General features: G+C 59.6%; 18 protein-coding genes and 1 pseudogene. 3 read left to right on the top strand and 16 right to left on the bottom strand.

All coding sequences use genetic code 11. The features are described 5' to 3' along the window. The first annotated feature begins 50 nt into the window (after window positions 1–50). Window positions 51–1,078, top strand: a pseudogene (locus AB4N76_RS21215) (IS110 family RNA-guided transposase). A gap of 297 nt (window positions 1,079–1,375) precedes the next feature. On the opposite strand, the gene AB4N76_RS21210 reads toward AB4N76_RS21215, so the two are convergent. From AB4N76_RS21210 to AB4N76_RS21185, 6 genes are all read right to left on the bottom strand, one after another. Next, complete coding sequence (locus AB4N76_RS21210; protein WP_046029622.1) at window positions 1,376–2,308, bottom strand: D-2-hydroxyacid dehydrogenase; 933 nt, start codon at window positions 2,306–2,308, stop codon at window positions 1,376–1,378. 120 nt (window positions 2,309–2,428) lie between these two features. Then, entirely contained in the window at window positions 2,429–2,722 is a 294-nt protein-coding gene (locus AB4N76_RS21205; protein WP_046029619.1) for a YcgL domain-containing protein, read from the bottom strand. Continuing rightward, window positions 2,719–3,852 carry a ribonuclease D gene (rnd, locus tag AB4N76_RS21200; RefSeq protein WP_046029617.1) on the bottom strand — a complete coding sequence of 378 codons (1,134 nt, stop codon included), beginning with the start codon at window positions 3,850–3,852 and terminating at the stop codon, window positions 2,719–2,721. The genes AB4N76_RS21205 and rnd overlap by 4 nt, the downstream gene beginning before the upstream one ends. A gap of 123 nt (window positions 3,853–3,975) precedes the next feature. Continuing rightward, window positions 3,976–4,638: a class I SAM-dependent methyltransferase gene (locus AB4N76_RS21195; protein WP_460163481.1), complete on the bottom strand. Its 663-nt coding sequence runs from the start codon at window positions 4,636–4,638 to the stop codon at window positions 3,976–3,978. 70 nt (window positions 4,639–4,708) lie between these two features. After that, on the bottom strand, window positions 4,709–6,358 hold the full coding sequence (locus AB4N76_RS21190; protein WP_046029612.1) for a phosphoethanolamine transferase: 1,650 nt from the start codon (window positions 6,356–6,358) through the stop codon (window positions 4,709–4,711). Between the two features lie 155 nt (window positions 6,359–6,513). Beyond that, window positions 6,514–7,896, bottom strand: a complete 1,383-nt coding sequence (locus AB4N76_RS21185) for a glutamine synthetase family protein (RefSeq protein ID WP_460163480.1) — start codon at window positions 7,894–7,896, stop codon at window positions 6,514–6,516. 413 nt (window positions 7,897–8,309) lie between these two features. Here AB4N76_RS21185 and AB4N76_RS21180 point away from each other — a divergent pair, with 413 nt between their 5' ends. Next, window positions 8,310–9,245: a LysR family transcriptional regulator gene (locus tag AB4N76_RS21180; RefSeq protein ID WP_077430712.1), complete on the top strand. Its 936-nt coding sequence runs from the start codon at window positions 8,310–8,312 to the stop codon at window positions 9,243–9,245. A gap of 3 nt (window positions 9,246–9,248) precedes the next feature. Here AB4N76_RS21180 and AB4N76_RS21175 read toward each other — a convergent pair whose 3' ends face one another. The 6 genes from AB4N76_RS21175 to AB4N76_RS21150 form a co-directional block, all read right to left on the bottom strand. Then, the gene (locus AB4N76_RS21175) at window positions 9,249–9,614 is read right to left on the bottom strand and encodes a 5-carboxymethyl-2-hydroxymuconate Delta-isomerase (protein WP_046029609.1); all 366 of its coding nucleotides are present in this window, start codon (window positions 9,612–9,614) and stop codon (window positions 9,249–9,251) included. A 75-nt stretch (window positions 9,615–9,689) separates the two neighbouring features. Then, window positions 9,690–10,616 carry a LysR substrate-binding domain-containing protein gene (locus AB4N76_RS21170; protein WP_046029608.1) on the bottom strand — a complete coding sequence of 309 codons (927 nt, stop codon included), beginning with the start codon at window positions 10,614–10,616 and terminating at the stop codon, window positions 9,690–9,692. A 72-nt stretch (window positions 10,617–10,688) separates the two neighbouring features. Next, window positions 10,689–12,815 (bottom strand): DUF6311 domain-containing protein, encoded by a 2,127-nt coding sequence (locus AB4N76_RS21165; RefSeq protein WP_460163479.1) that lies wholly within the window; start codon window positions 12,813–12,815, stop codon window positions 10,689–10,691. Beyond that, a complete protein-coding gene (locus tag AB4N76_RS21160; RefSeq protein ID WP_046029605.1) occupies window positions 12,812–13,198 on the bottom strand; it encodes a GtrA family protein in 387 nt (128 codons plus the stop codon). The genes AB4N76_RS21165 and AB4N76_RS21160 overlap by 4 nt, the downstream gene beginning before the upstream one ends. Continuing rightward, window positions 13,195–13,905, bottom strand: a complete 711-nt coding sequence (locus AB4N76_RS21155; protein ID WP_109787413.1) for a class I SAM-dependent methyltransferase — start codon at window positions 13,903–13,905, stop codon at window positions 13,195–13,197. Before AB4N76_RS21155 ends, AB4N76_RS21160 begins: the two co-directional genes overlap by 4 nt. 3 nt (window positions 13,906–13,908) lie before the next feature. Continuing rightward, entirely contained in the window at window positions 13,909–14,922 is a 1,014-nt protein-coding gene (locus AB4N76_RS21150; RefSeq protein WP_223522403.1) for a glycosyltransferase family 2 protein, read from the bottom strand. Window positions 14,923–15,153: 231 nt separating this feature from the next. Between AB4N76_RS21150 and AB4N76_RS21145 the strand changes: the two genes are divergently transcribed. Further along, window positions 15,154–15,345, top strand: a complete 192-nt coding sequence (locus tag AB4N76_RS21145) for a YegP family protein (protein WP_046029596.1) — start codon at window positions 15,154–15,156, stop codon at window positions 15,343–15,345. 185 nt (window positions 15,346–15,530) lie between these two features. Here AB4N76_RS21145 and AB4N76_RS21140 read toward each other — a convergent pair whose 3' ends face one another. The 4 genes from AB4N76_RS21140 to AB4N76_RS21125 all read right to left on the bottom strand — a co-directional run bounded on the left by AB4N76_RS21140 (window position 15,531) and on the right by AB4N76_RS21125 (window position 20,534). Continuing rightward, a complete protein-coding gene (locus tag AB4N76_RS21140) occupies window positions 15,531–16,235 on the bottom strand; it encodes an NAD(P)H-dependent oxidoreductase (RefSeq protein ID WP_046029594.1) in 705 nt (234 codons plus the stop codon). A 65-nt stretch (window positions 16,236–16,300) separates the two neighbouring features. Beyond that, on the bottom strand, window positions 16,301–17,716 hold the full coding sequence (locus AB4N76_RS21135; protein WP_460163478.1) for an aldehyde dehydrogenase family protein: 1,416 nt from the start codon (window positions 17,714–17,716) through the stop codon (window positions 16,301–16,303). Then, on the bottom strand, window positions 17,709–18,899 hold the full coding sequence (locus AB4N76_RS21130; protein ID WP_460163477.1) for a pyridoxal phosphate-dependent aminotransferase: 1,191 nt from the start codon (window positions 18,897–18,899) through the stop codon (window positions 17,709–17,711). Before AB4N76_RS21130 ends, AB4N76_RS21135 begins: the two co-directional genes overlap by 8 nt. 27 nt (window positions 18,900–18,926) lie before the next feature. After that, window positions 18,927–20,534: a 5-guanidino-2-oxopentanoate decarboxylase gene (locus tag AB4N76_RS21125; RefSeq protein ID WP_460163476.1), complete on the bottom strand. Its 1,608-nt coding sequence runs from the start codon at window positions 20,532–20,534 to the stop codon at window positions 18,927–18,929.

Below are 20,534 nucleotides of genomic sequence, written 5' to 3'. Positions count from 1 at the left end.
CTGTGATCGCCCACTAAGCTTTCACAGGGGGCTCATCGGAGATCGTTGCCATGAACAAAGTAGCTATTGCCGCCATCGACTTGGGAAAACACTCCTTTCATCTGCATGCTCAAGATGATCATGGTCATGAGCTTTACCGCAAAAAGTTTACGCGGGCAGCGCTCACCCAATATCTGGCGAAACTGGAACCCTGCACCGTCGTGATGGAAGCCTGTGGCGGCGCCCATTTCATGGCGCAGGAAGTCGCCAAACTGGGGCATACGCCCAAGCTCATTGCTCCTCATCTCGTGCGCCCTTACGTGAAAAGCAACAAGAACGACTTCGCTGATGCCGAAGCGATCTGCGAGGCGGCGTCTCGCCCCACAATGCGCTTCGTGCCCCCAAAAACCAGGCTCAGCAGGCGCTGGCGATGCTCAATTCGGTGCGTGAGTCGTTCATCAAAGATCGCACCGCCACTGTCAATCGCATTCACGCCGCCCTGCTGGAGGTGGGTATCAGCCTGGCTCCCGGCTTCAAATCCATCAAAGAACTTCCAGCGTTGCTTGAGATGAGTTCATTTTCCGGCTCCATCAAAAAAATCCTGATGGGGCTGCATGAGCACTTCAACTATCTGGATGGGAAGGTCAAAGCGCTGGACAAGGAGGTGGAATGCCAGGCCGCTGAAGATGATCTGGCGGCTCGTTTGATGACCATGCCATGCGTCGGCCCGATCACCTCCAGCGCCCTGGCTGCCGAGTTGGGCGATGGCAAACAGTTCAAATGCGGTCGAGGCTATGCGGCGTCGATCGGGCTGGTACCCAAACAGCACGGCACGGGCGACAAGATCGTGTTGCTGGGCATCAGCAAGCGCGGCGATCGAAATCAGAGGCGCCTGCTCATCCAGTGCGCCCGGGTTTACTTGATACAGCTGGAACGACAGAAAGGCGCTCTGGCGGACTGGGTCCGTCAACTATTAGCCTCCCGCCATCACTCCAATCTCGTGGTCTGCGCGCTGGCCAACAAGCTGGCAAGAATCGCCTGGGCGATAGCCGCACACCACACTGAATTCGATGCGGGGCCAGCCGCGATGAACGCCTGACCCCGCTGTCACCCGAGCACCACCCACCTGGTTTTGCGATGCTGGATAACTGATGACGTGAACGGCCAACCGGCCTGACGACAACCCTGAGCTCCTACACGGCTGTAAGGCCGTTCAACTAATTAGGGTCGTTGGGCATCGATTCTCATCGAGGCGCGGGGTGACAGCCCCACTCAGACGCCGGATAGATGAAAGCAAGCCAAACACGACATCAAAAACAGTATTGCAGAAAAGGGGGTAACCAGAGAAGTAGGAGCCGCCCGGACCAAGCTCGGCTCCTACAGTGTTTTTGCATGTTTAATAACCGCGTTCGAAATCCACTTCCCCGCGCAATGCCTCACCGGCCTGATACGCCCGCAGGTTCTCGACAAACAGGTCCACCATCATCGAAGGCGACGTCGGTGCCGAGCTGTGGCCGGTCAGCAGCAAGCCCCAGGCGGTCCAGAATGGATGGCGCTGCGGCAGCGGTTCCTGACGGCAGACATCAATCACCGCGCCCGCCAGATGCCCTTCTTTCAAGGCTTCTACCAAGTCAGCATCGACCACGGCCACACCGCGCCCGACGTTGATGAACAACCCCGTCGGCTTGAACTGCTTGAACAGCGCCGCGTCGTACAAGTCATGGGTTGTGGGGGTGTTGGGCAGCAGATTGACCACGTAATCCACTTCACCGACCAGTCGCGGCAAATCGGCCAGCGAACCCACTTCAACAAACGGCGCCAGCTCGCGAGCTTCGCTGGCGATGCCGTACAACTTGACCCCAAACGGCACGAGGAACTGCGCCACGGTCTGACCGATGTCACCGGTACCGACGATCAACACCTTGCGTCCGGCCAGGCTTTGGCCGTGGCGGCTGTCCCATTTGCGCTCGACCTGGCTAACCAGCCGCGCCAGTACTTCACGCTCGTGGCCAAGCATATAAGTCAGCACATACTCGGCCATGACCTGACCGAAAATGCCTACCGCGCGAGTCAGTCGATAGTGCCGGGGCAAGCCGTCGGCCAGCAGCGGCGTGATGCCCGCCCAGGTCGATTGCAGCCACTGTGGTTGGTGGCCCTGACGCAGGAGTGTCGCGAGTAAATCCGGCTGGCCCAGCCACACCGGGCAGTCCGCCGCCTGACGGGCCAGCTCGGCGGAGTCGCCACTGGTCAGCACTTCCAGCTCTGGCGCTGCCTGACGCAACAATTGGGCGTACACAGGGTGATCGTGTTCAGCAATCAGAACGCGCATGGTTAAACCTTTCAAAAACAGTGCAGACGGCCACCGAAGGCAGGTCGCGCCCTCGCTATAGCCATCATCAAAAATTGTTCCAGTGTTTCATGAAGGTCCTGAACAGAACCTGTCAGCCCCTCACATCGGGTCGTTGCGTCGCAGCAATTCTTCCGGCAAGTGCTCGATGTACTCGTCCTCGGCGGGCGGCATTTGCAGGTGATAACCCTGCGTGTCGAGATTTTCCAGAACCACGGCGATGTCTTCGCGCGACAACTTGCGCTCGGGGGTCAGCACCAGGTCGAACGCATGGATGGCTTTGCCGAAGGCCGCCATCAATGAGTCCGGGACGCGCTCCAGTGCATCGCTTTTGAGCACATAGAGGTACATTTCACTTCTTTTCGAGCTGCGGTAGATCGAGCAAATACGTTTCAAGGCTGTTCTCCGGCGGTGGCCAGGCTGTCGAGCAGCGCCTGGCCCATTAATTCGCGGCGCCAGCCACGCAGCGAATCAGGCAATTGGTAAGGACCATTGGGGAAGCCGCTCTTGAGCAGCGCTTCCAGGGTTTTCTTGCGCAGCATCAGTTCCGGCGCGATGTTCAAGCGTTCGGCTTCGGCCTGGCCGATAGCGCGCAATTGTTTGACCAGTGCGGCGGCATCCACCGGCAACGGCTCCGGCACGGTTGGCGGCCATTGATCAGGCGACACACTGCCGGAACGCTTGATCAGATCAAGCAGAAACTCGCCATCCTGACGCACGGTACGCGGGTGCATGTCTTCGATTTTCGCCAGCGCGCCGAGGTTGTCCGGCTGAGTCCGCGCCAGCGGCCACAACGAATGCTCACGAACGATACGATTGCGCGGCAGATCCCGGGCGCGGGCTTCGCGCTCGCGCCAGGCGCACAGTTCACGCAACACGGCGAGTTGGGCGCGAGACAGCTTCCAGGCCAGTTTGGCGTCGCGGTAGACCTCGTAAGGGTCGACCTCGCGGCGCAGGTTGGCCACCAGTTCGGCGCCGTCTTCCAGGACCCAGGCATACTTGTCGTCAGAAAGCTTCGGACGAAGCTGTACGAAAACTTCCGCCAAATGCAAAGCATCTTCGGCGGCGTAGCTGATTTGGGTGTCGGAAAGCGGACGTTGCAGCCAGTCGGAACGGGTCTCGCCCTTGGGCAGGTCGATGCCGAGCACCTCTTGCACCAACCGCGAATACCCCATGGAAAAGCCCAGGTTCAGGTAGGCCGCCGCAAGTTGCGTATCGAACAACGGCGCTGGCAGGCTGCCGGTCAGGCGCAACAGCACTTCGAGGTCTTCGCTGCAGGCATGGACGACTTTGACCACGGCCGGGTTTTCCAGCAACGCGGCCAAGGGCTGCCAATTGTCGATGGTCAGCGGGTCTATCAGGTAAGCGCGTACGCCATCGCCGATCTGCAGCAGGCCTGCGATCGGGTAAAAGGTGTCGACCCGCATGAATTCGGTGTCGAGGGCAACGAATGGCAACTGCTGCCACTCGGCGCAAAACTGACCGAGGCTATCGTTGTCGCGAATCCAGTGAATATCGATGGCCACACGGCTCTCCCTTGAAGAATGGCGCGCAGTATATATCGCCCCCGGCGATTTCCGCGCATCCACTGAACAAGAGCTTTAGCGAAAAGACCTACCCGACGGCAAGAAAAGTCTGACAAGTGGAGACTAGCTGGTCTTACTCAGTACGTAGACCCGCATCCACGTGCAGCCCGGGAGGAAATCTTTATGACGCAACACGCGAAAACCCGCCTGTTTGAATTCGGCTTCAATCTCGACCTTGCTGACCAGCTGTGGAGCGTTAGCGGTCGCTATTTCGGGTAGCCGCAGCTTGAACAATCCGTCCACCCGCACTGCAACAATGACCGTATCGCGACTGACCCGATGGAACTCCTCAAGCATCGCCAATCGATGTTCGGCGCAGGTGATGTGCTGAAACAGGTGCATGCAAAAAATGCAGTCCACTGCATTCGCCGACAGTCCAAGGGTGAAGGCTGAACTCTGGAAGGTCTTGATCCGCTTGAGCAAGCTCTGCGGATGATGAGTCTGCGCATGGTTGAGCATGTCCTGAGACGGGTCCGACGCGAGGATCACGCGGTTCGCATGCTCCGCCAGCACCGGCCAGAAACGCCCGGCGCCGCACGCCACGTCAAGGATCAACCCCGGCTCGCCCGCAACCTTGAGCGCATTGCGCACCAGGTTTTCCTCGCGCCAGAACGTCAGACGCCCCGTCAGGCTACGCGGTTGCGGCTGCTGGCAGACGCGGGCGTGTTCCTGATCGTAGCGCCGGGCGAACTCAAGCTCGATGGCGGATGTGGGTTGCGCAGACATGTGCAATGACTCTTGGTAGTGACTCTACCGGCTGCCTGTTAGCGGCCGGTGCGTAAAAAGCTTGAAGCCTTCATTTCTTGGCCAGCACACCGTCGCCAGCTGCACCACGACACCCGGCGAACATATCCAGGTCCGGGTTGTAGACCTTGCTACTGACTTCCAGCAGCCCCAGCATCGAATGGAACAGGTTGTCCTGGCTCAACGGTTTGTCGCGAGTCAGCTGCAGGCATTGGGTGTCCACCGAGAACGATTTCTGAAAGCTGTCGGAGAACCACGCCAGCATGGCCACGTGCTTCTGTTGTTCCGGCGCCAGCATGTAAGGCGTGCCGTGCAAGAACAGGTTGTATTCACCCAACGACTCGCCGTGGTCGGACAGGTACAGCATCGCGGTGTCGACTTTTTCCTGGTTCTTGCGCAACAGATCGATCAGGCTCGACAGTACGTGGTCGGTATACACCAGCGTGTTGTCGTAACCATTGACGATACTTTCGCGACTGCAATTGTTCAGTGCGTTGCTTTCGCAAACCGGGGTGAAGCGCTCGAACTCCTTCGGGTAACGCTTGAAGTACTCAGGGCCATGGCTACCCATTTGATGCAAGACCAGCACGGTGTCTTTATCGAGTGTGTCGATAAAGTGTTGCAAACCTTGCAGCAGGATTTCATCGCGGCATTCGCTGTTGGCGCACAGTACCGGGTCTTTCAAGTTGCTCACATCGTCGAGGGTGACCCGATCGCAAGTGCCTTTGCAGCCCGACTGGTTATCACGCCAGATCACTTCCAGGCCGGCACGTTTGAGCACATCCAGCAGGCCTTCTTCATTCTTCGCCTTGCTGGCGTTGTAGTCCTTGCGGCCCATGTTGGAGAACATGCACGGCACGGACACGGCGGTTTCCGTGCCGCAGGAATGCACATCGGTAAATGCGATCAGGCCGGCTTCTTTACTCAGCTTCGGGGTGGTGTCGCGGTCATAGCCCAGGATGCCGAAGTTCTCGGCCCGGGCGCTCTCGCCCACCACCAATACCGTCAGGGATTTGCGATCGCGGCCCTGCCAGGCCGGATTCTTCTGCGCGTCTTCGCCGATTTTGACAAAGGGTTGATGGGCCGAAGCAACCTGTTCGCGCAAATAGCCAGCGGAGGCACCGATGTAGTTGCTCGGCACGACCATCAGGCGCAACTCGTGATGATTGCGGAACAATGAGGACAAGCCCTGATAGTTAATCAGTGCCACACCACCGATGACGGTAGCCGACACAACACTCACCAAAACTTTACTTAATAACTCATGGTGCCAACGGCGATAATTAACCGGTGTTTTCCATAATAACCATGACGGCAAAACACCCAGGAACAGGATATAAGCCAACAACTTCAACGAGAGTAAGTCTCGTACTTCCGTCGCATTGGTTTGTGCGAAGTTACGCAACATGCCGGTGTCAATCAGTACACCGTATTGACTCATGAAATACGCCACCCCGGCGCTGATCATGAAGATCAGCATCAGCACCGGCTTCAACACACGCTTGAACGCCAGCAAGGTCAGCACAATGTTGAACGCCGCCAGAATCATCGCCCCGAATGCCACGCGCATGACGATGCCTTTACCGTCGGACGTCGTGATTTCAAACAGGTGTTGCCAGAGCACAAAATTGAAGGCGGTTAACAAAAAGGCACTGGCAATCAGTGTCACCCATTCCGGGCGCACGGCTTTAATCTTCAACATGGTGATCGGCTGTTCCTAAAAAGAAGTGCCTACGGCAAATGTGAAAATTTCATTGACCGTGACAACACTTATGTTAGGTACCCAACCATCAATTTTTTGTGAAAAAGAAGCCAACGAATAGTTGGCTCCTGATATCACGACTGTTTGAGAATGATTCAGGCCTGGTTCAGGTACCAGCGCCAATCCTGTTCACCGACCTCGCCCATGAATTGTCGGTACTCGGCGCGCTTTACGGCCAGGTAAACGCCAAGGAAGGGGCCGCCGAACGCTTCACGTGCCCAGGTCGAACCCTCAAGCGCACGTAACGTGGTCAGCCAATCGGTCGGCAACAACTCCGTGGCCTGGGCGTACCCGTTGCCTTCCACCGGCGCACCCGGGTCCAATCGTTCGCGGATACCGCGATGGATGCCGGCCAGGATCGCCGCGGCGGCCAGGTACGGGTTGGCGTCGGCACCGCAAATACGGTGTTCGATGTGCCGGGAAAACGCAGGCCCGCCCGGCACGCGCAAACTCACCGTACGGTTGTCCACACCCCAGGTCGCCGCCAGGGGGGCGTAGCTGTTGGTCTGGAATCGGCGGTAGGAGTTGGCATTCGGGCAGAACAACAGCAGTGAATCGAGCAAGGTGCTGAGCATCCCGCCGACGGCGTGCCTGAGCAGCGGTGTGCCGTCTGGCGCTTCGCTGGCGAACAGGTTGTTGCCCTCTTTGTCCGCCAGGCTGACGTGCATGTGCATCCCGGTGCCCGCCAGGTCATCAAAGGGTTTGGCCATGAAGCACGCCGTCATCCCGTGTTTATGGGCCACGCCCTTGACCAACCGTTTGTAACGCACCGCTTCATCCATTGCCTGTAGGGCATCGGTGCGGTGTTCGAGGGTAATTTCCACTTGCCCCGGCGCATATTCGGAAATTGCCGTGCGCGCCGGAATTCCTTGCAGCTTGCAGGCACTGTAGAGATCGGCCAGAAACGGCTCCATCTGCTCCAGCTCACGCAAACCGTAGACTTGAGTCGTGCGAGGTCGCCCGCCATCGACATCGCGCGCCGGTTGCGGTCGCCCCTGACTGTCGCGCTGTTGGTCCAGCAGATAAAACTCCAGCTCTGCCGCCATGACCGGGTAATAGCCATCGGCCTGCAAGTCTTCGATCACTTTCGCCAGGAGGTGCCGAGGATCAGCGATCGTCGCCGGCATGCCTTCTTTGGGGTGCATGCTGACTTGCACCGCCGCTGTCGGAATCAGCCGCCACGGCATGCGCGTCAGACTGCCGCTGACCGGGTAGGCGCGGCAGTCAATATCGCCGACATCCCAGACCAGTCCGGAGTTTTCCACGTCATCGCCATTAATGGTCAGGCCGAGAATGGTACTCGGCAATGGCCGGCCACTTTCGTAGACCGCCAGCAGCTCATCGCGATGCAACAACTTGCCCCGTGGCACACCGTTGTTGTCGAGAATGAACAGCTCGAACATTTCGATATCCGGGTTCTGTTCGAGAAAGGTCAGGGCTTCTTGCAAGGTGGCGAACGATGTCGTGGCACTACTCATGAGCATTCTCTTATTTCCGCGTCAGGCGAACGCGCAGGCGTCGCCGATTTGATCCAGCGCCGGGCGCGGGACCTGTCAGAACAATCAACGGGAAATGCAGGAATCCGGTGGGCGTGCGTGACGACAATGCCACAGCGCCCAGAAGGCCAACTCGGAGGGAAGTGCGACGGGACAATCGCCCATAGAAAAAACCGCAGAGAACAGATGAGCAGCAGCGTCACACGGGCGGTTGAGTCTTTAAATCTGGATTTGAAGAACCTTGGTTACGGATTGGCTAAACAATCATTCGCGCCCTACCCCACGCCTTTCAATGAAACTTCCTACAAGGCATTCTCCTGGTACGGTCGTTCCGTTAGGATCGTTCGCACACGTTTGCGCACTGTCAGCGCAAGGAGCACAGCGAGTCAGAATGGATGCTGAACAGTAATTTGCTTAGAAAGCTCGACATGCAAGACCTCATGGTATTTGTCGCCGTGTACGAGCAAAGCAGCGTCACCGGTGTGTCGGCGGCACTCTGCGTCAGCCAGTCCACGGTAAGTTACTGCCTGAAAAAGCTGCGTATCAGTTTTGAAGACGAGCTCTTCACCAATACCCGCACCGGTATGCGCCCTACCTACAAAGCCAGCACCATGTACACGCATGTGCAGAAAATTCTCGAAAGCATCAACTTGTGTCACGTCAGTGCCCCGGCGTTTAACCCGACCTTGCAAGCGGTGACGTTCAATATTTGCGCGCCGGAGTATTTCGAGCAGCTGATTCTGCCGCGCCTGTTGAAGCGCTTCGACTTCGCCGACCTGCCGGTGATGGTCAACCTGCACACATTCGAAACCGATATTCCGGTCGAAGAGTTGCGCGATGGCAGTCTCGATCTGGTGATCTGTTTCGGCCCAAACTTCCATCGCAGCCACACCGACTTCAAATCCCGAATGTTGCTGGAAGATGACTTGGTCTGCGTGTTCGACAAACGCGCCACACCCCTGGAACCGCGTTTAAGCCTGCAAGCCTTTGTCGAACGCCGACATGTGTTCCCGACCCCATGGACGTCCACCGCCAACAGGGTCGACGGCTGGCTGGCGCAACAGGCGCACAAACGGCAGATCGTCGCGCGCGCCAACAGCTACAGTGCGGCACTGAAAACCATCACCGGCACAGACTTCATCCTGACGTTGCCCCGTCGCATCCAGCAATTGCTGGCCAACAAAGCGATCTTCAATCACTGCGAAGCCCCCAACGGGCTGCCGGGTTTCACCCTGGACATGCAGTGGAGTCAACGTGCCGATCAGGACAATGCCAACACCTGGTTGCGCGAGCAGGTGATCGAGGTCTGTGCCGAGCAGGCAATGGCTTGAAGCTCAGCGGCTGATGGCGGTCTTGGCGTAGGACTCGCGATCAATGTCGAGAATCTCGACACACAGTTGCACTTCAACCTCCGCCGGCCACTCGCAAAGGTCCTGTACCACCGCCAGCAAGCTTTCAGACAGTTGCTGCTTGATCTGCGGCGAGCGACCGCTCAACAACGCCAGCTTCACATGGACGAACCCCCGTTCAGCCAACGCGGTACCCACCTTGAAAGTCTCGACCTTCATCGCTCGGCTCTTGATGTCGAACTCCGCAGCAAACTGACCGGAAGCCACCAGGGTGTTATTGAGCCGGATCAACGCCACGTCGGCGTTCAGCCCGGGCAGGTTGGCGGTGTATTCCATGTGCAGGTGTGGCATGACGCGGCTCCAGAAAGGGTGTGCAGAAAGAGTGTGCAGAAAGGTCCTACGTATAACACAGCGTTGACCGACGGCTCACTGGGCCAACGGCAGTGACGAACGTTCACTCATGAACCCCTCAAGACGCGAACGCAACCAGCGTTCAGCGGGGTCGGTATCGACATGGCTCAGCCAGACCATCGACAAGTCCAGCGTCGGGGTCTTGAACGGAAAGGGTTCCTTGAACAGCAAGCCAGAGGCGGCCATGGCTTCGGCGGTGTAGTCCGGCAGGCTGGCAATCAAATCAGTGCCGGCGAGCAAGGCCGGCAACGCACTGTATTGCGGCACGGAAAGGACGACCTGGCGCGTGCGGCCAATCTCCGCCAGCCACTCATCGGCGTAACCACTGACGTTCGCGGTGTGGGAAACCAGCACATGAGGGCGTGAGCAATATTCATCGAGCGTCAGCGGTGTGTCGGACGCATCGGCGCGCAAGATGCTCGGTTGAATGTGCCGCAACAGCTTGCGCTTGGCATTGGCTGGCAGGCCGCGGGTCTGGCTGATGCCGACGGTGATGTCGCCGGACGCCAACAAGTCCGGTATGCGCCAGTAGTCGACGTGCTGAACCACGAACACCACCTTCGGCGCTTCCTGGCGCAAGGCCCGCAACAGCGGCGGCAGCAGGCCGAACTCGACGTCATCCGACAACCCGATGCGAAAGGTCATGGTGCTGCTGGCGGGGTCGAAATCGTGGGTCAGGCTCAGGGCCACCGACAGCGAATCCAGCGCCGGCGACAGGTACTGAATCAGTTCCTCGGCGCGGGCCGTCGGCTCCATGCGATGGCCGACGCGAATGAACAACGGGTCATTGAACATCGTGCGCAGGCGATTGAGCGCGGCACTGATGGTCGGCTGCCCGAGAAACAGCTTCTCCGCAACCCGCGTCACGTTGCGCTCGAGCATCAACGTTTCGAACACCACCATCAGGTTGATGTCCGCCTTGCGCAGTTCATTGCGATTCATTCATTGCCCCCGGTCCCCGACACTCACGGCAGTGTAGAAAGGCGCGAGGGGAGCGTCTACGTGCAACGGCCATCAATTGACCGTCAAGGCCTTCAATCCGAGTGCGAGTTGTCGCACGTCCTGGCCCATTGCGAACTGTTTTGGACTGACCGCATCGGCAAACTGAAATTGCAGCCTCAGTACACCCTGACTCGCTACCCGCGCTTGCATCTCGGTGGTGAGCGGCATTTCGATAACGTTGCCATCGGCCTGCTCAAGCAGAGTATTCATGGCCGGCAGGTCATTGATGCTGATGGCGACACGTTGGCGAGCATGCCCGGGAGGAAGGAACGCCGTGGCCTCCAGACGCAAGGAATGCACGGGCGCCGGGACCCGGAACATGACTTCAGCTTCAGGCTCCTTGGACCAGGTCCCCCAAAGCTCGGTATCGGACCACCCCTTGGCCAGCAGCGCCCCGCCTTTGCTGCCGGTGTTGAACAGCGTTTTTTGTCCGGGCTCCAGCGATGGAACCAACTCCAGCGGATTGATTTGCGAGGTAGCCTGTGTGCAGGCGCTGCACTGTTTCCAGCCCGGAGCAAGCACCGTGAACCCGTCAATCCTGGCGAACAGATCCGTTGGGGTATTCACGTTTCTCACGGCCTGCATCCAGGCACGGTCATCGAACAGGTACAACGAATCAGCGTCGTACTTGCCCGACGCCATTTCACGCCCGGTGTCCTGCCCGGATTTTATCCAATTGCCCGTGTCCACCCGCCCCAGGTAAACGGCATTCGTGGCAAGGCCATGGGCGCTGGCAAAATCAGCCACTGCCATCCAGTTTGGGGACTGGTTTTGCGGAACCACCCAACGAATGTTCCGGTAATGAGCCGCTGCACTGTTCCAGAAAGGATCGACCATGGGCGAGGCCCACTTCGATGCGGGTTCAACCATCAACTGCTTGCGAACGCCGGCCCAGCCGGCATGGGTGTCCAGCACCTGTATCAGCAATGCCAGGGACAACAGACTCACGGCGGTGCGGGAGGTATTGGCGCGGATCACCAGGAAAATCATGGCGAAGATAAACGCGTAGTACAGCGGCCAGAACATCCGCCCGGAAGCACGGAAGACGTTGGCGATTGAAATCACCCAAGGCGGCAGTGGAAAGGTTATATCGAGCGAGCCTAACGCCACATGGTTGGAAATCGAGAACAGGCCCAGTCCCACCAACGCTACCAGCAATAACGGCCAGCGCCGCAGTCGCTGGAAAAAACCTGTACGGCCTTGAAGTAACCCCACCAGTGCGCAAATGCCCAGCGTCATCAGCCCAAGGCCCAGGAAAAGAAATCCTTCAACCTCACCGAGCCCTTGAACACCGGGTAAATCCTTCAGCACATAGGACCACTGCCCCGCCCAGTTCCCCGGATCGATCAGCGACAGCAGGTTCATGGCGTACAGACCAAAACCGGCCGATATCGCACCCTCGCTGCCCACCGAAAAATAGCCCGCCTGCCAGCAGCACACAGTGACCAGCGAAAACAGCCCTATCAATTCGATGGCAGCAGACTGCAGCGGCAGTTTTTTCTTGAAATAGCCGCTCGTGAGATCGGCGATCCAGATCACTGCAACCATCGCCAAAAAATACGCATGGATCAACGCGGCCGCCGCTAGCAACGCCCCCCAGGCCAGGCGTCGACGACGCAATTGCGGGTGCAGCGCCAGATACAACGAGGCCAGCACCAGAAAATGCCCACCCAGGGACAAATGGAAAGGCATGCGCATGAGCATGGGCGGAACAAACAGGAACAGTGCCGTACTCACGGCACGCACACCCACGTGGGTCGACACCAGCCCTACCAGTTTCCAGGCAAACCAGGCCTGCAAAACGAAGCAGGCCAGGAACCAGAGTCCGAAATACTGGAAAGGCGTTGGCAACAGAGAGGCGAACGGTTTGAACAAGAATGCCAGCAGTGGATTGGAGTCAGAGAAAATGATGCCATTGCTCAATTCCAGCCCATAGGAAGGATTGAGTCCGATGGGAAAGGTCCAGGGCGACTGTCGGAAAAACACCCAGCCCAGGTAATGCGTCGCCGGATCACCATTACCCAGCCATGCAATGTTTTGAGGGTTCAGCGCCCTTGGCCCAACGACGATGAAAAAGGCCAGAACACCGATCAACACAGGTAACAGGTTGATCGGCAACTGCTTAACCAAGTCCTTCATCGATACGTCCAGAAGTTATGCAGTACAAAGGTAAACGCCGGAATAGTCAGCGCCACCGCGCCAATCCCCAGCAAATAATGCAGCCCGGCCATTTGCGCGGCCCACGCCACCAGCATCGCCAGCAGAAAACCGGCACCGGACACCATCATGAAACGCAGCAGCGTTCGGCCGTGCAACCGTGCGGAAAAACTCCAGGTGGTGTTGATCACGTAAGACACCACCGTCGCCACGGCAAAAGCCACGCCGTTGGCCAGTGGTGGCTGCGCCACCACGAAATTGATGAACAGCACGGCCACCAGCGCATGCAGCGCCGTGACGAACAACCCGGTCACGGCAAAACGCAGGCCACGCTTGATCAGGGCGGATTTTTCGGCCGACGTCACGGCTTCTGCGCCAGTACAAACACCGTCAGACCCGCCCAGCGATTGGCGCCCATAAGCGGCAATTCGAGGCGGCACAGCGTCTTCAGGATCGAATTGACCAACGGGTGATGTCGCTTGAGTTGCGAGCGCGGCGGTGAAGGTTGCGCGCCTTTGGGCAGCAGCCGCAATGTGGCTGCTATCGGGAACACCAGGCCGAAGTAGTAAGCACCCTGCTTCACCGTCAGCCCGGCATCGCGCGCCACGGTTTCCAGCTGCGCCAAGGTGTATCGGCGTTTGTGTTCAAGAAAGTCATCGTGTCCGCTCCACAGAAACTGAAACGCGGGCACCGTCATCAGGAATCGACTGCCGGACGGGACTTTATCCACATACGCCTTGAGCAAACCGACGTCGTCATCGACATGCTCCAGCACGTCCATCAGCAGCACCAGGTCGGCATCCAGCGCGTCGACTGCGCGTCGGTAATGCACGGGTTTTGCGGCGGTGGTCGTGTCCGAGTCAGCCTCATAACTAATGTCTACGCACCACGCCTCGGTGGCCGGTGAATGCTTGAGCAAGTGGTGAGTAAAGAACCCGGAGCCTGCGCCCACATCGAGAATCTTTGTGAAAGGTGTGTTCCCCAACAAGCGCATGGTCGCCGCCGCTTTGGAGGCGTAATACCAATGCTGGTCAATGCTCGAACCGAGGATGTCGGTTTCCTTGAGGTCCATGCTTCAGTCCTTGGGGTCGTAGACACGACGCACCAAGAAAACCGGGCGGCGCTTGGATTCGATGTAGGTCCGGCCCAGGTATTCACCCAGCACGCCGATGCCGATCAATTGCAAGCCACCCAGAAAAGTCACGGCGACCATCAGCGAGGCGTAACCCGGCAGATCAATTCCGGAAATCAAGGTGCGCAGGATGATGAAAATGGCGAACGCGAAAGAAATCAGCGAAACAACCAGACCAAGGTAGGTCCAGACCCGCAGCGGTTCAGTGCTGAAACTGGTGATGCCTTCCAGGGCGAAATTCCACAAGCGCCAGCCGTTGAACTTGGTCGCCCCCGCCACCCGTTCGGGGCGCTCGTAGTTCACGTAAGTGGTGCGAAATCCGACCCAGGCGAACAGGCCTTTCATGAAGCGTCGCGACTCGGGCAGTGTCTGCAAGGCATCGACCACGCAACGGTCCATGAGCCGGAAATCACCGACGTTTTCCGGCAGGTGTTGTTCGGCAATCTTGTTGTGCAGGCGGTAGAACCAGTTGGCCGAGGTCTGTTTGACCCAAGAGTCGGTGTTGCGACTCAGACGATGGCCCAGCACCACTTCATAGCCTTCACGCCAGCGGGCGATCATTTCAAGAATGACTTCAGGCGGGTCCTGCAAATCGACATCGATCGGCACCACGACCTGTCCGGTAGCCGTCTGTAAACCCGCAGTCAGCGCCGCTTCCTTGCCGAAATTACGACTCAGGTCGACGATGCGCAGGCGTGGATCTGTCTGCTGGCGTTCCAGCAGCAGGTCCAGTGTGGCGTCGGTGCTGCCGTCGTTGACGAAAACCAGCTCCAGACCAATCAGCGTCTCTTGGTTGAAGACGTCATTGATCCGCGCGATGAACAAATCGACGGTCGCTGCTTCATTGAACACCGGGATGACGAGCGACAACGCCAGAGGCCCGGTCAGATGCGTTCCGTGCTGATGAGTCAATTGATTGCTCTTTTTTATAGTGGTTTTACGACAATCCGGGGGCATCGACAGGTGCTCGACGCATGAACCGAATCGTATTAAGCAGGACCGAGGAAGGTGATGCAAGGGCGAATCCGAGGGGGAATTGGCCATTCCCACCGGCCCGCTGGCGCCGGCAGAAATATTTTCAAATGCCTGGAAACAAATGCTGGATGGCCAAAAAAGCCAGCTCCGCTAGGCTTGCCCCCGATGCGTCACACAGGTTGTCGCTATAACCCATCGCATGGAGCGAGCAGTATGTATTTCGAGATCTACAGGCAGTCCAAAGGCACCCCGAGCACCGGCAAAGGACAATGGCGCTGGCGGTTGAGGGCGGGGAATCACGAGACGATTGCCAGTGGTGAGTCGTATGTGAACAAAGCCGATTGCCTGCACGTCATCGGGTTGATCAAAGGGGTCGAGGGTGAAACGCCGGTGAAGGAAATCTAGGCCTGGTAGCCAGTGCCCGAGGCAGATAGCTGATTCTTGGGCTGATTTCACTGGCCTCATCGCGGGTAAGCCCGCTCCCACAGTGGATTGCATTCGTTCAGGAAGAATGCGGTCTACTGTGGGAGCGGGCTTGCCCGCGATGGAGCCCGAAAATGCACCATCAAATTCCTGGGTAACAATCCGCGTCAAACAGGCAACGGATTCAGCGCCTCATCAAACTGCGACAAGCGCGGAAACTGCATCGGCAGGTCATCGCTCAAGTGTTCCAGACGCTGCTGATAACCCTGCAGGAACTCCTTGCGCGCTTCATCGCTGATGTACGGCACATGCCAGGCCACGAACGGTTCCAGCACCTCGAAGCCGACATACGCCAGCGTGCCGCGCAGAATCGGTCGCAGCATGTCTTCCAGCGGACCGTGAATCGCGCCGTCACCGAACATGTGCTCGCGCCCGCCCAGGGTAACGGTCACCAGCGCTTTCTTGCCGCTCAAGCCACCCTGGTCGTAAAAGCGTTTGCCGCCGTAGCAGATCCCCGACACCAGCACCCGGTCAATCCAGCCCTTGAGCATGGCCGGGGCCGAGAACCAGAAAATCGGGAAATTGAGGATCAGCAGGTCAGCCCACAGCAGTTTGTCGAGTTCTTGCTGGATGTCCGGCGCCAATGACTGGCTCTTCACCCCAAGACGTTGCTCCAGCGCATACACCAGATACTCCGGATTCTCTCGCGAAGAAAAGTCATCGGCGCTTGCCACCGGGTTCCAGTTCATCGCGTACAAATCGCTGACCTGAACTTCATGCCCCTGGGCTTGCAGGGTTGCGACGGCCTGGTCACGCAACGCGGCGGTGAAGGACTTCGGCTCCGGGTGGGCGTGGACGATCAGTACTTTCATGGCAATTCCTTAAACGTTTACACACGTTGAATTTGAAGGCGGTAACGCGCGGGGTCATTGGACGATTACACCTGAATCGCCTTCACTTCAACGAACTCGTTGAGCCCTTCCTCGCCCCATTCCCGGCCATTGCCCGATTGTTTGTAGCCACCGAACGGCGCCTGATAATTGAAGGCGGCGCCGTTGAGGAAGCACTGCCCGGCACGCAGTTGCCGCCCAAGCTGCAAGGCGCGCTCGGCGCTGCCGGCCCAGACGCCGCTGGACAGGCCGAACGGCGAATCGTTGGCGATCTGGATTGCCTGCGCTTCATCGGCGTAGGGAATCAGGCACAGCACCGGGCCGAAGATTTCTTCCTGAGCGATGCGCATACGGTTGTCGACATTGGCGAACAGCGTCGGGGTGACGTAGAAACCACGCTCGAACTCGCCCGCCGTGTCCCCGCCATACACCAACCGTGCGCCCTCCTGCTGGCCGACCTTAATGTAATCAAGCACGGTACGACGTTGCGCCGCCGAGCACATGGGCCCGAGGAAACTGTTCGGGTCCAGAGGATCGCCCATGCGCAGGTTCCGGGTTTCGGCGATGGCCAGTTCCACGGCTTCAGCGTAACGACTGGCCGGCAGCAACATGCGGGTCAACGCGGTGCAGGTCTGGCCGGAGTTGATCATCACGTCCTGCACGCCGTAACGCACGGCGGCGGCGAGGTCCGCGTCTTCGGCAATCAGCAGCGGCGACTTGCCGCCGAGTTCCAGGCACACGCGCTTCACCGAAGGCGCCGCCGCTTGCGCCACACGAACCCCGGCGCCGGTGGAGCCGGTGAACGACACCATGTCGACGTCCGGGTGTTTGGCCAGGGCTTCACCGACCTTCGAGCCGGGCCCGCTGACCAGGTTGAACACCCCCGGCGGCAAGCCGATGGCTTCGATCATCTGCGCCAGCAAAAAGGCGTGCAGCGGGGTTTCCTGACTTGGCTTGACCACCACCGTACAGCCAGCGGCCAGCGCCGGGGCGAGCTTGCCGATCAGTTGATGCAGCGGGTAATTCCAGGGATTGATGAAGGCGCACACGCCGACCGCTTCACGCATCACCAGCGAGTTGCCGACCTCACGCACTTCGTCCATCAGGCCTGCGAGTTCGACGTAGTGCTCCAGCCCGATGATCGGCCCGTCGACTTGCACCGAGCGGCACCATTGCACCGGCATGCCCAGTTCAGCGGTAATGACCGAAGCCATCTCGTCAGCCCGCGCGCGCAACTGCTCGGCGAGGGCGCGGACGTAACCGGCACGCACGCTCGACGGCGTGCGTGACCATGAATTGAACGCCTTGCGTGCGGCGGCCACCGCGTTGTCGACATCGCGCTCATCGCCCAGCGGCACCGAGCCTGCGACTTCTTCTGTGGCCGGGTTGATCACTTCGGCAATGCCCCGCCCCGACGGGGTTTGCCAGCGACCATCGATAAACAGCGTGGTGTGGTTATGCATGAATGGGGGACTCCAGCAGTTCAATGGCGCAGCGGGTAATGCGCTGGCAGGCGTCACGCAACGGCTCCGCACCCAACACCAGGCCCAGTCGAATGTGCCCTGCGGCGCTCGGACCGAAGGCTTCACCGGCCAAAACTGATACGCCATGGCGGTCGAGCAAGCAGTCGGCAAACGCCTGGGCACTGAGGCCTGTGTCACGAATGTCGACCATCACGAACATGCCGCCATCGGGTTTCAAGGCGCGCACGCCGGGGCAATCAGCCAGGCATTCGCAGACCAGATCACGGCGTTGGCGATAGGCTTCGCGCATCGCGTCCAGTTCCGGCAAATGGCTTTCGAGGGCGACGACGGCGGCGTCCTGCACGAAGTCCGGCAAGCCGTACAGCATGCACAGCGCAAGGTTTTCCAGATGTGCCGCCAGGGCCGGTGGTACGACAGCCCAGCCGATTCGCCAACCGGTCATGGCGTGGGATTTCGACAAACTGTTGAGTGTCGCGGTGCGCTCGGCCATGCCCGGCAAACTGGCCGGGCTCACATGCTCGCCGTCGAACAACAATTCGCTGTAGACCTCATCGGAAATCAGCCACAGGTCGTGGGCGATGCACAGGTCTGCCAGCGCTTGCCAGGTGGCCCGCGATAAACTGGCCCCGGACGGATTGTGCGGGCTGTTCAGTGCCAAGGCCCGAGTGCGCGGCGTGATGCGGGCGGCGACGTCTTCAGGCAACACGCGAAAACCGTTTTCGGAACGCACCGGCACCGGCACCACCACCGCGCCACACGCACCAAACACGGCTTCATACGTCACGTACATCGGTTCGGCGACAATCACTTCATCACCGGGGTTGAGCACGCATTGGGCAACGCTGAACAACGCGCATTGCGCGCCGGCCAGCACGATGACTTGATCGGCCGAAACCTGTTGGCCGCTGCGGCGCCCGTAGTGCCGGGCGATGCTTTCACGCAGGGCACGCTTGCCACGCACGTCGGCGTAGTGAGTATGGCCGGACAACAGGCTGTCGATGGCGGCTTGCACAATCGGCGCCGGCGTATCGAAATCCGGGTCGCCGACCGACAGCAGCAGGATATCTTCACCCTGCTCCTGCAGCGCCAGCGCGCGGTAATGAATGTCCCAGGCGGCAGCGCCGTCTCCGGCGATGCGTTGTGTCAGATCAGAAAAGCGCATGGCGATACCTCTGCCAAAAAATGAAAATCAGTGCGCGCACGCATGCTTGAGTTCGATCAGGGTCACGCCGTTGCGCTTGAAGCCGTGGCGCAAATCGGTTTGCAGCTCGGCCAGGCTTTGCGGCTGGCTCACTGTGCAGCCGAACGCGCGACCGAGGGCGGCGAAGTCCGGGTTGCGCGGCAGTACGCCAATCGGTTCGATGTCGAGCCCGAGCATGTCGTCGCGAATCTGCCCCAGCGCGTCGTTGTTCCACAGCAACACCACCAGCGGGCTGTCGAGTTCTTCGACGGCGGTCGCCAGTTCTTGCGCGGTGTAGAGGAAACCGCCGTCGCCGACCAGCACCAGACCCGGCCGCTGCGGCGCGCCGAACTTGGCGCCGATGCCCGCCGGCAAGCCATACCCCAACGTGCCGTAGCCGGTCGGGTGCAACCAGCTGCGGGTTGCCAGGCTGTTGAAGGCGTAGTTGCCGGTGTAGGCCAGCTGGGTCATGTCGGTGCTGATGAACGCGTCGTCCGGCAGCTCGGCGGCGATACGTTCGAGTATCGCCTGGTGAATCGACTGCAACGGGCCGTGGCCCTGCTTCACCGCTTCACGCATTGCCGCGACGGCGGCAATCGCCGCGCTGGCATCGCGCGTGGCGGGCGACAGGCGTTCCAGCAACGCTGCAAGGGTTTGTTGCGCGTCACCGTGCAACGCCACCGCACAAGGGTAAAAGTCGTTGAACTTGCGCGGGTCGATGTCCACGCGCAGCAGTTCGGCATTCAGCGGCAGACGCTCGCGCCAAAAGTCGGTGTCGGCCATTTCGGTGCCGACCGCCAACACCACGTCGGCCTCGGCGATCAGGTTCCAGCCAGGCTCCACGCACAAGGTCGAGCCCGCATTGAGCGGCGCATCCGGCGGCAACAAGCCTTTGCCGGCGACGCTGGTGAACAGCGGCGCAGCAAGGCGGGTGCTGATGTCGTGCAGTGCTTGCTGCGCATTCAGCGCGCCGCCACCGGCAATGATCATCGGCCGCTTGGCGTTTTGCAGTTTGGCTACGGCCTCCTCCAATGCTGTAGTTGACGCGGCGCCGCGACCCGGACGGCGCACGACGTCGTTGCTCCAGTCACGGCTGATTTTTGCCGAGAGCACGTCCAGCGGCACCGAGATGTGCACCGGGCGCGGACGCTCGCTGTCGAACACCGCGTAGGCGCGGGCGATCAGTTCAGGCAGGTCCTCGGCGCTTAATGCGACCGCCGAGAACGCGGTGATCGGTGCGGTGATCGAGCGTTGGTCCTGGGTTTCGTGCAGGCAACCCCATCCCTTGCCGAGGCTGGCGGTGTGGTTGACGCTGGAAATCACCAACATCGGAATCGAGTCGGCATACGCCTGGCCGATGCCGGTGGCGGCATTGGTCACGCCCGGCCCGGTGATGATGAAGCACACGCCCGGTTTGCCACTGACCCGGGCGTAGCCGTCGGCCATGAAACTGGCGCCTTGCTCGTGGCGGGTCAGCACATGGCGAATGCCACTGCCGGGCAAGCCGCGATACAACTCCAGCGTGTGCACGCCGGGAATCCCGAACACGGTGTCGACGCCGTAGTTGGCCAGCAATCGCACCAGTGCCTGGCCGCCCGTCAATGTTGTGGTTTGCAT

It is taken from the genome of Pseudomonas sp. S2_F03, from assembly GCF_054668335.1.
The sequence above is the reverse complement of the archived record's forward strand: the minus strand, read 5'-3'. Positions and strand labels throughout refer to the sequence as shown.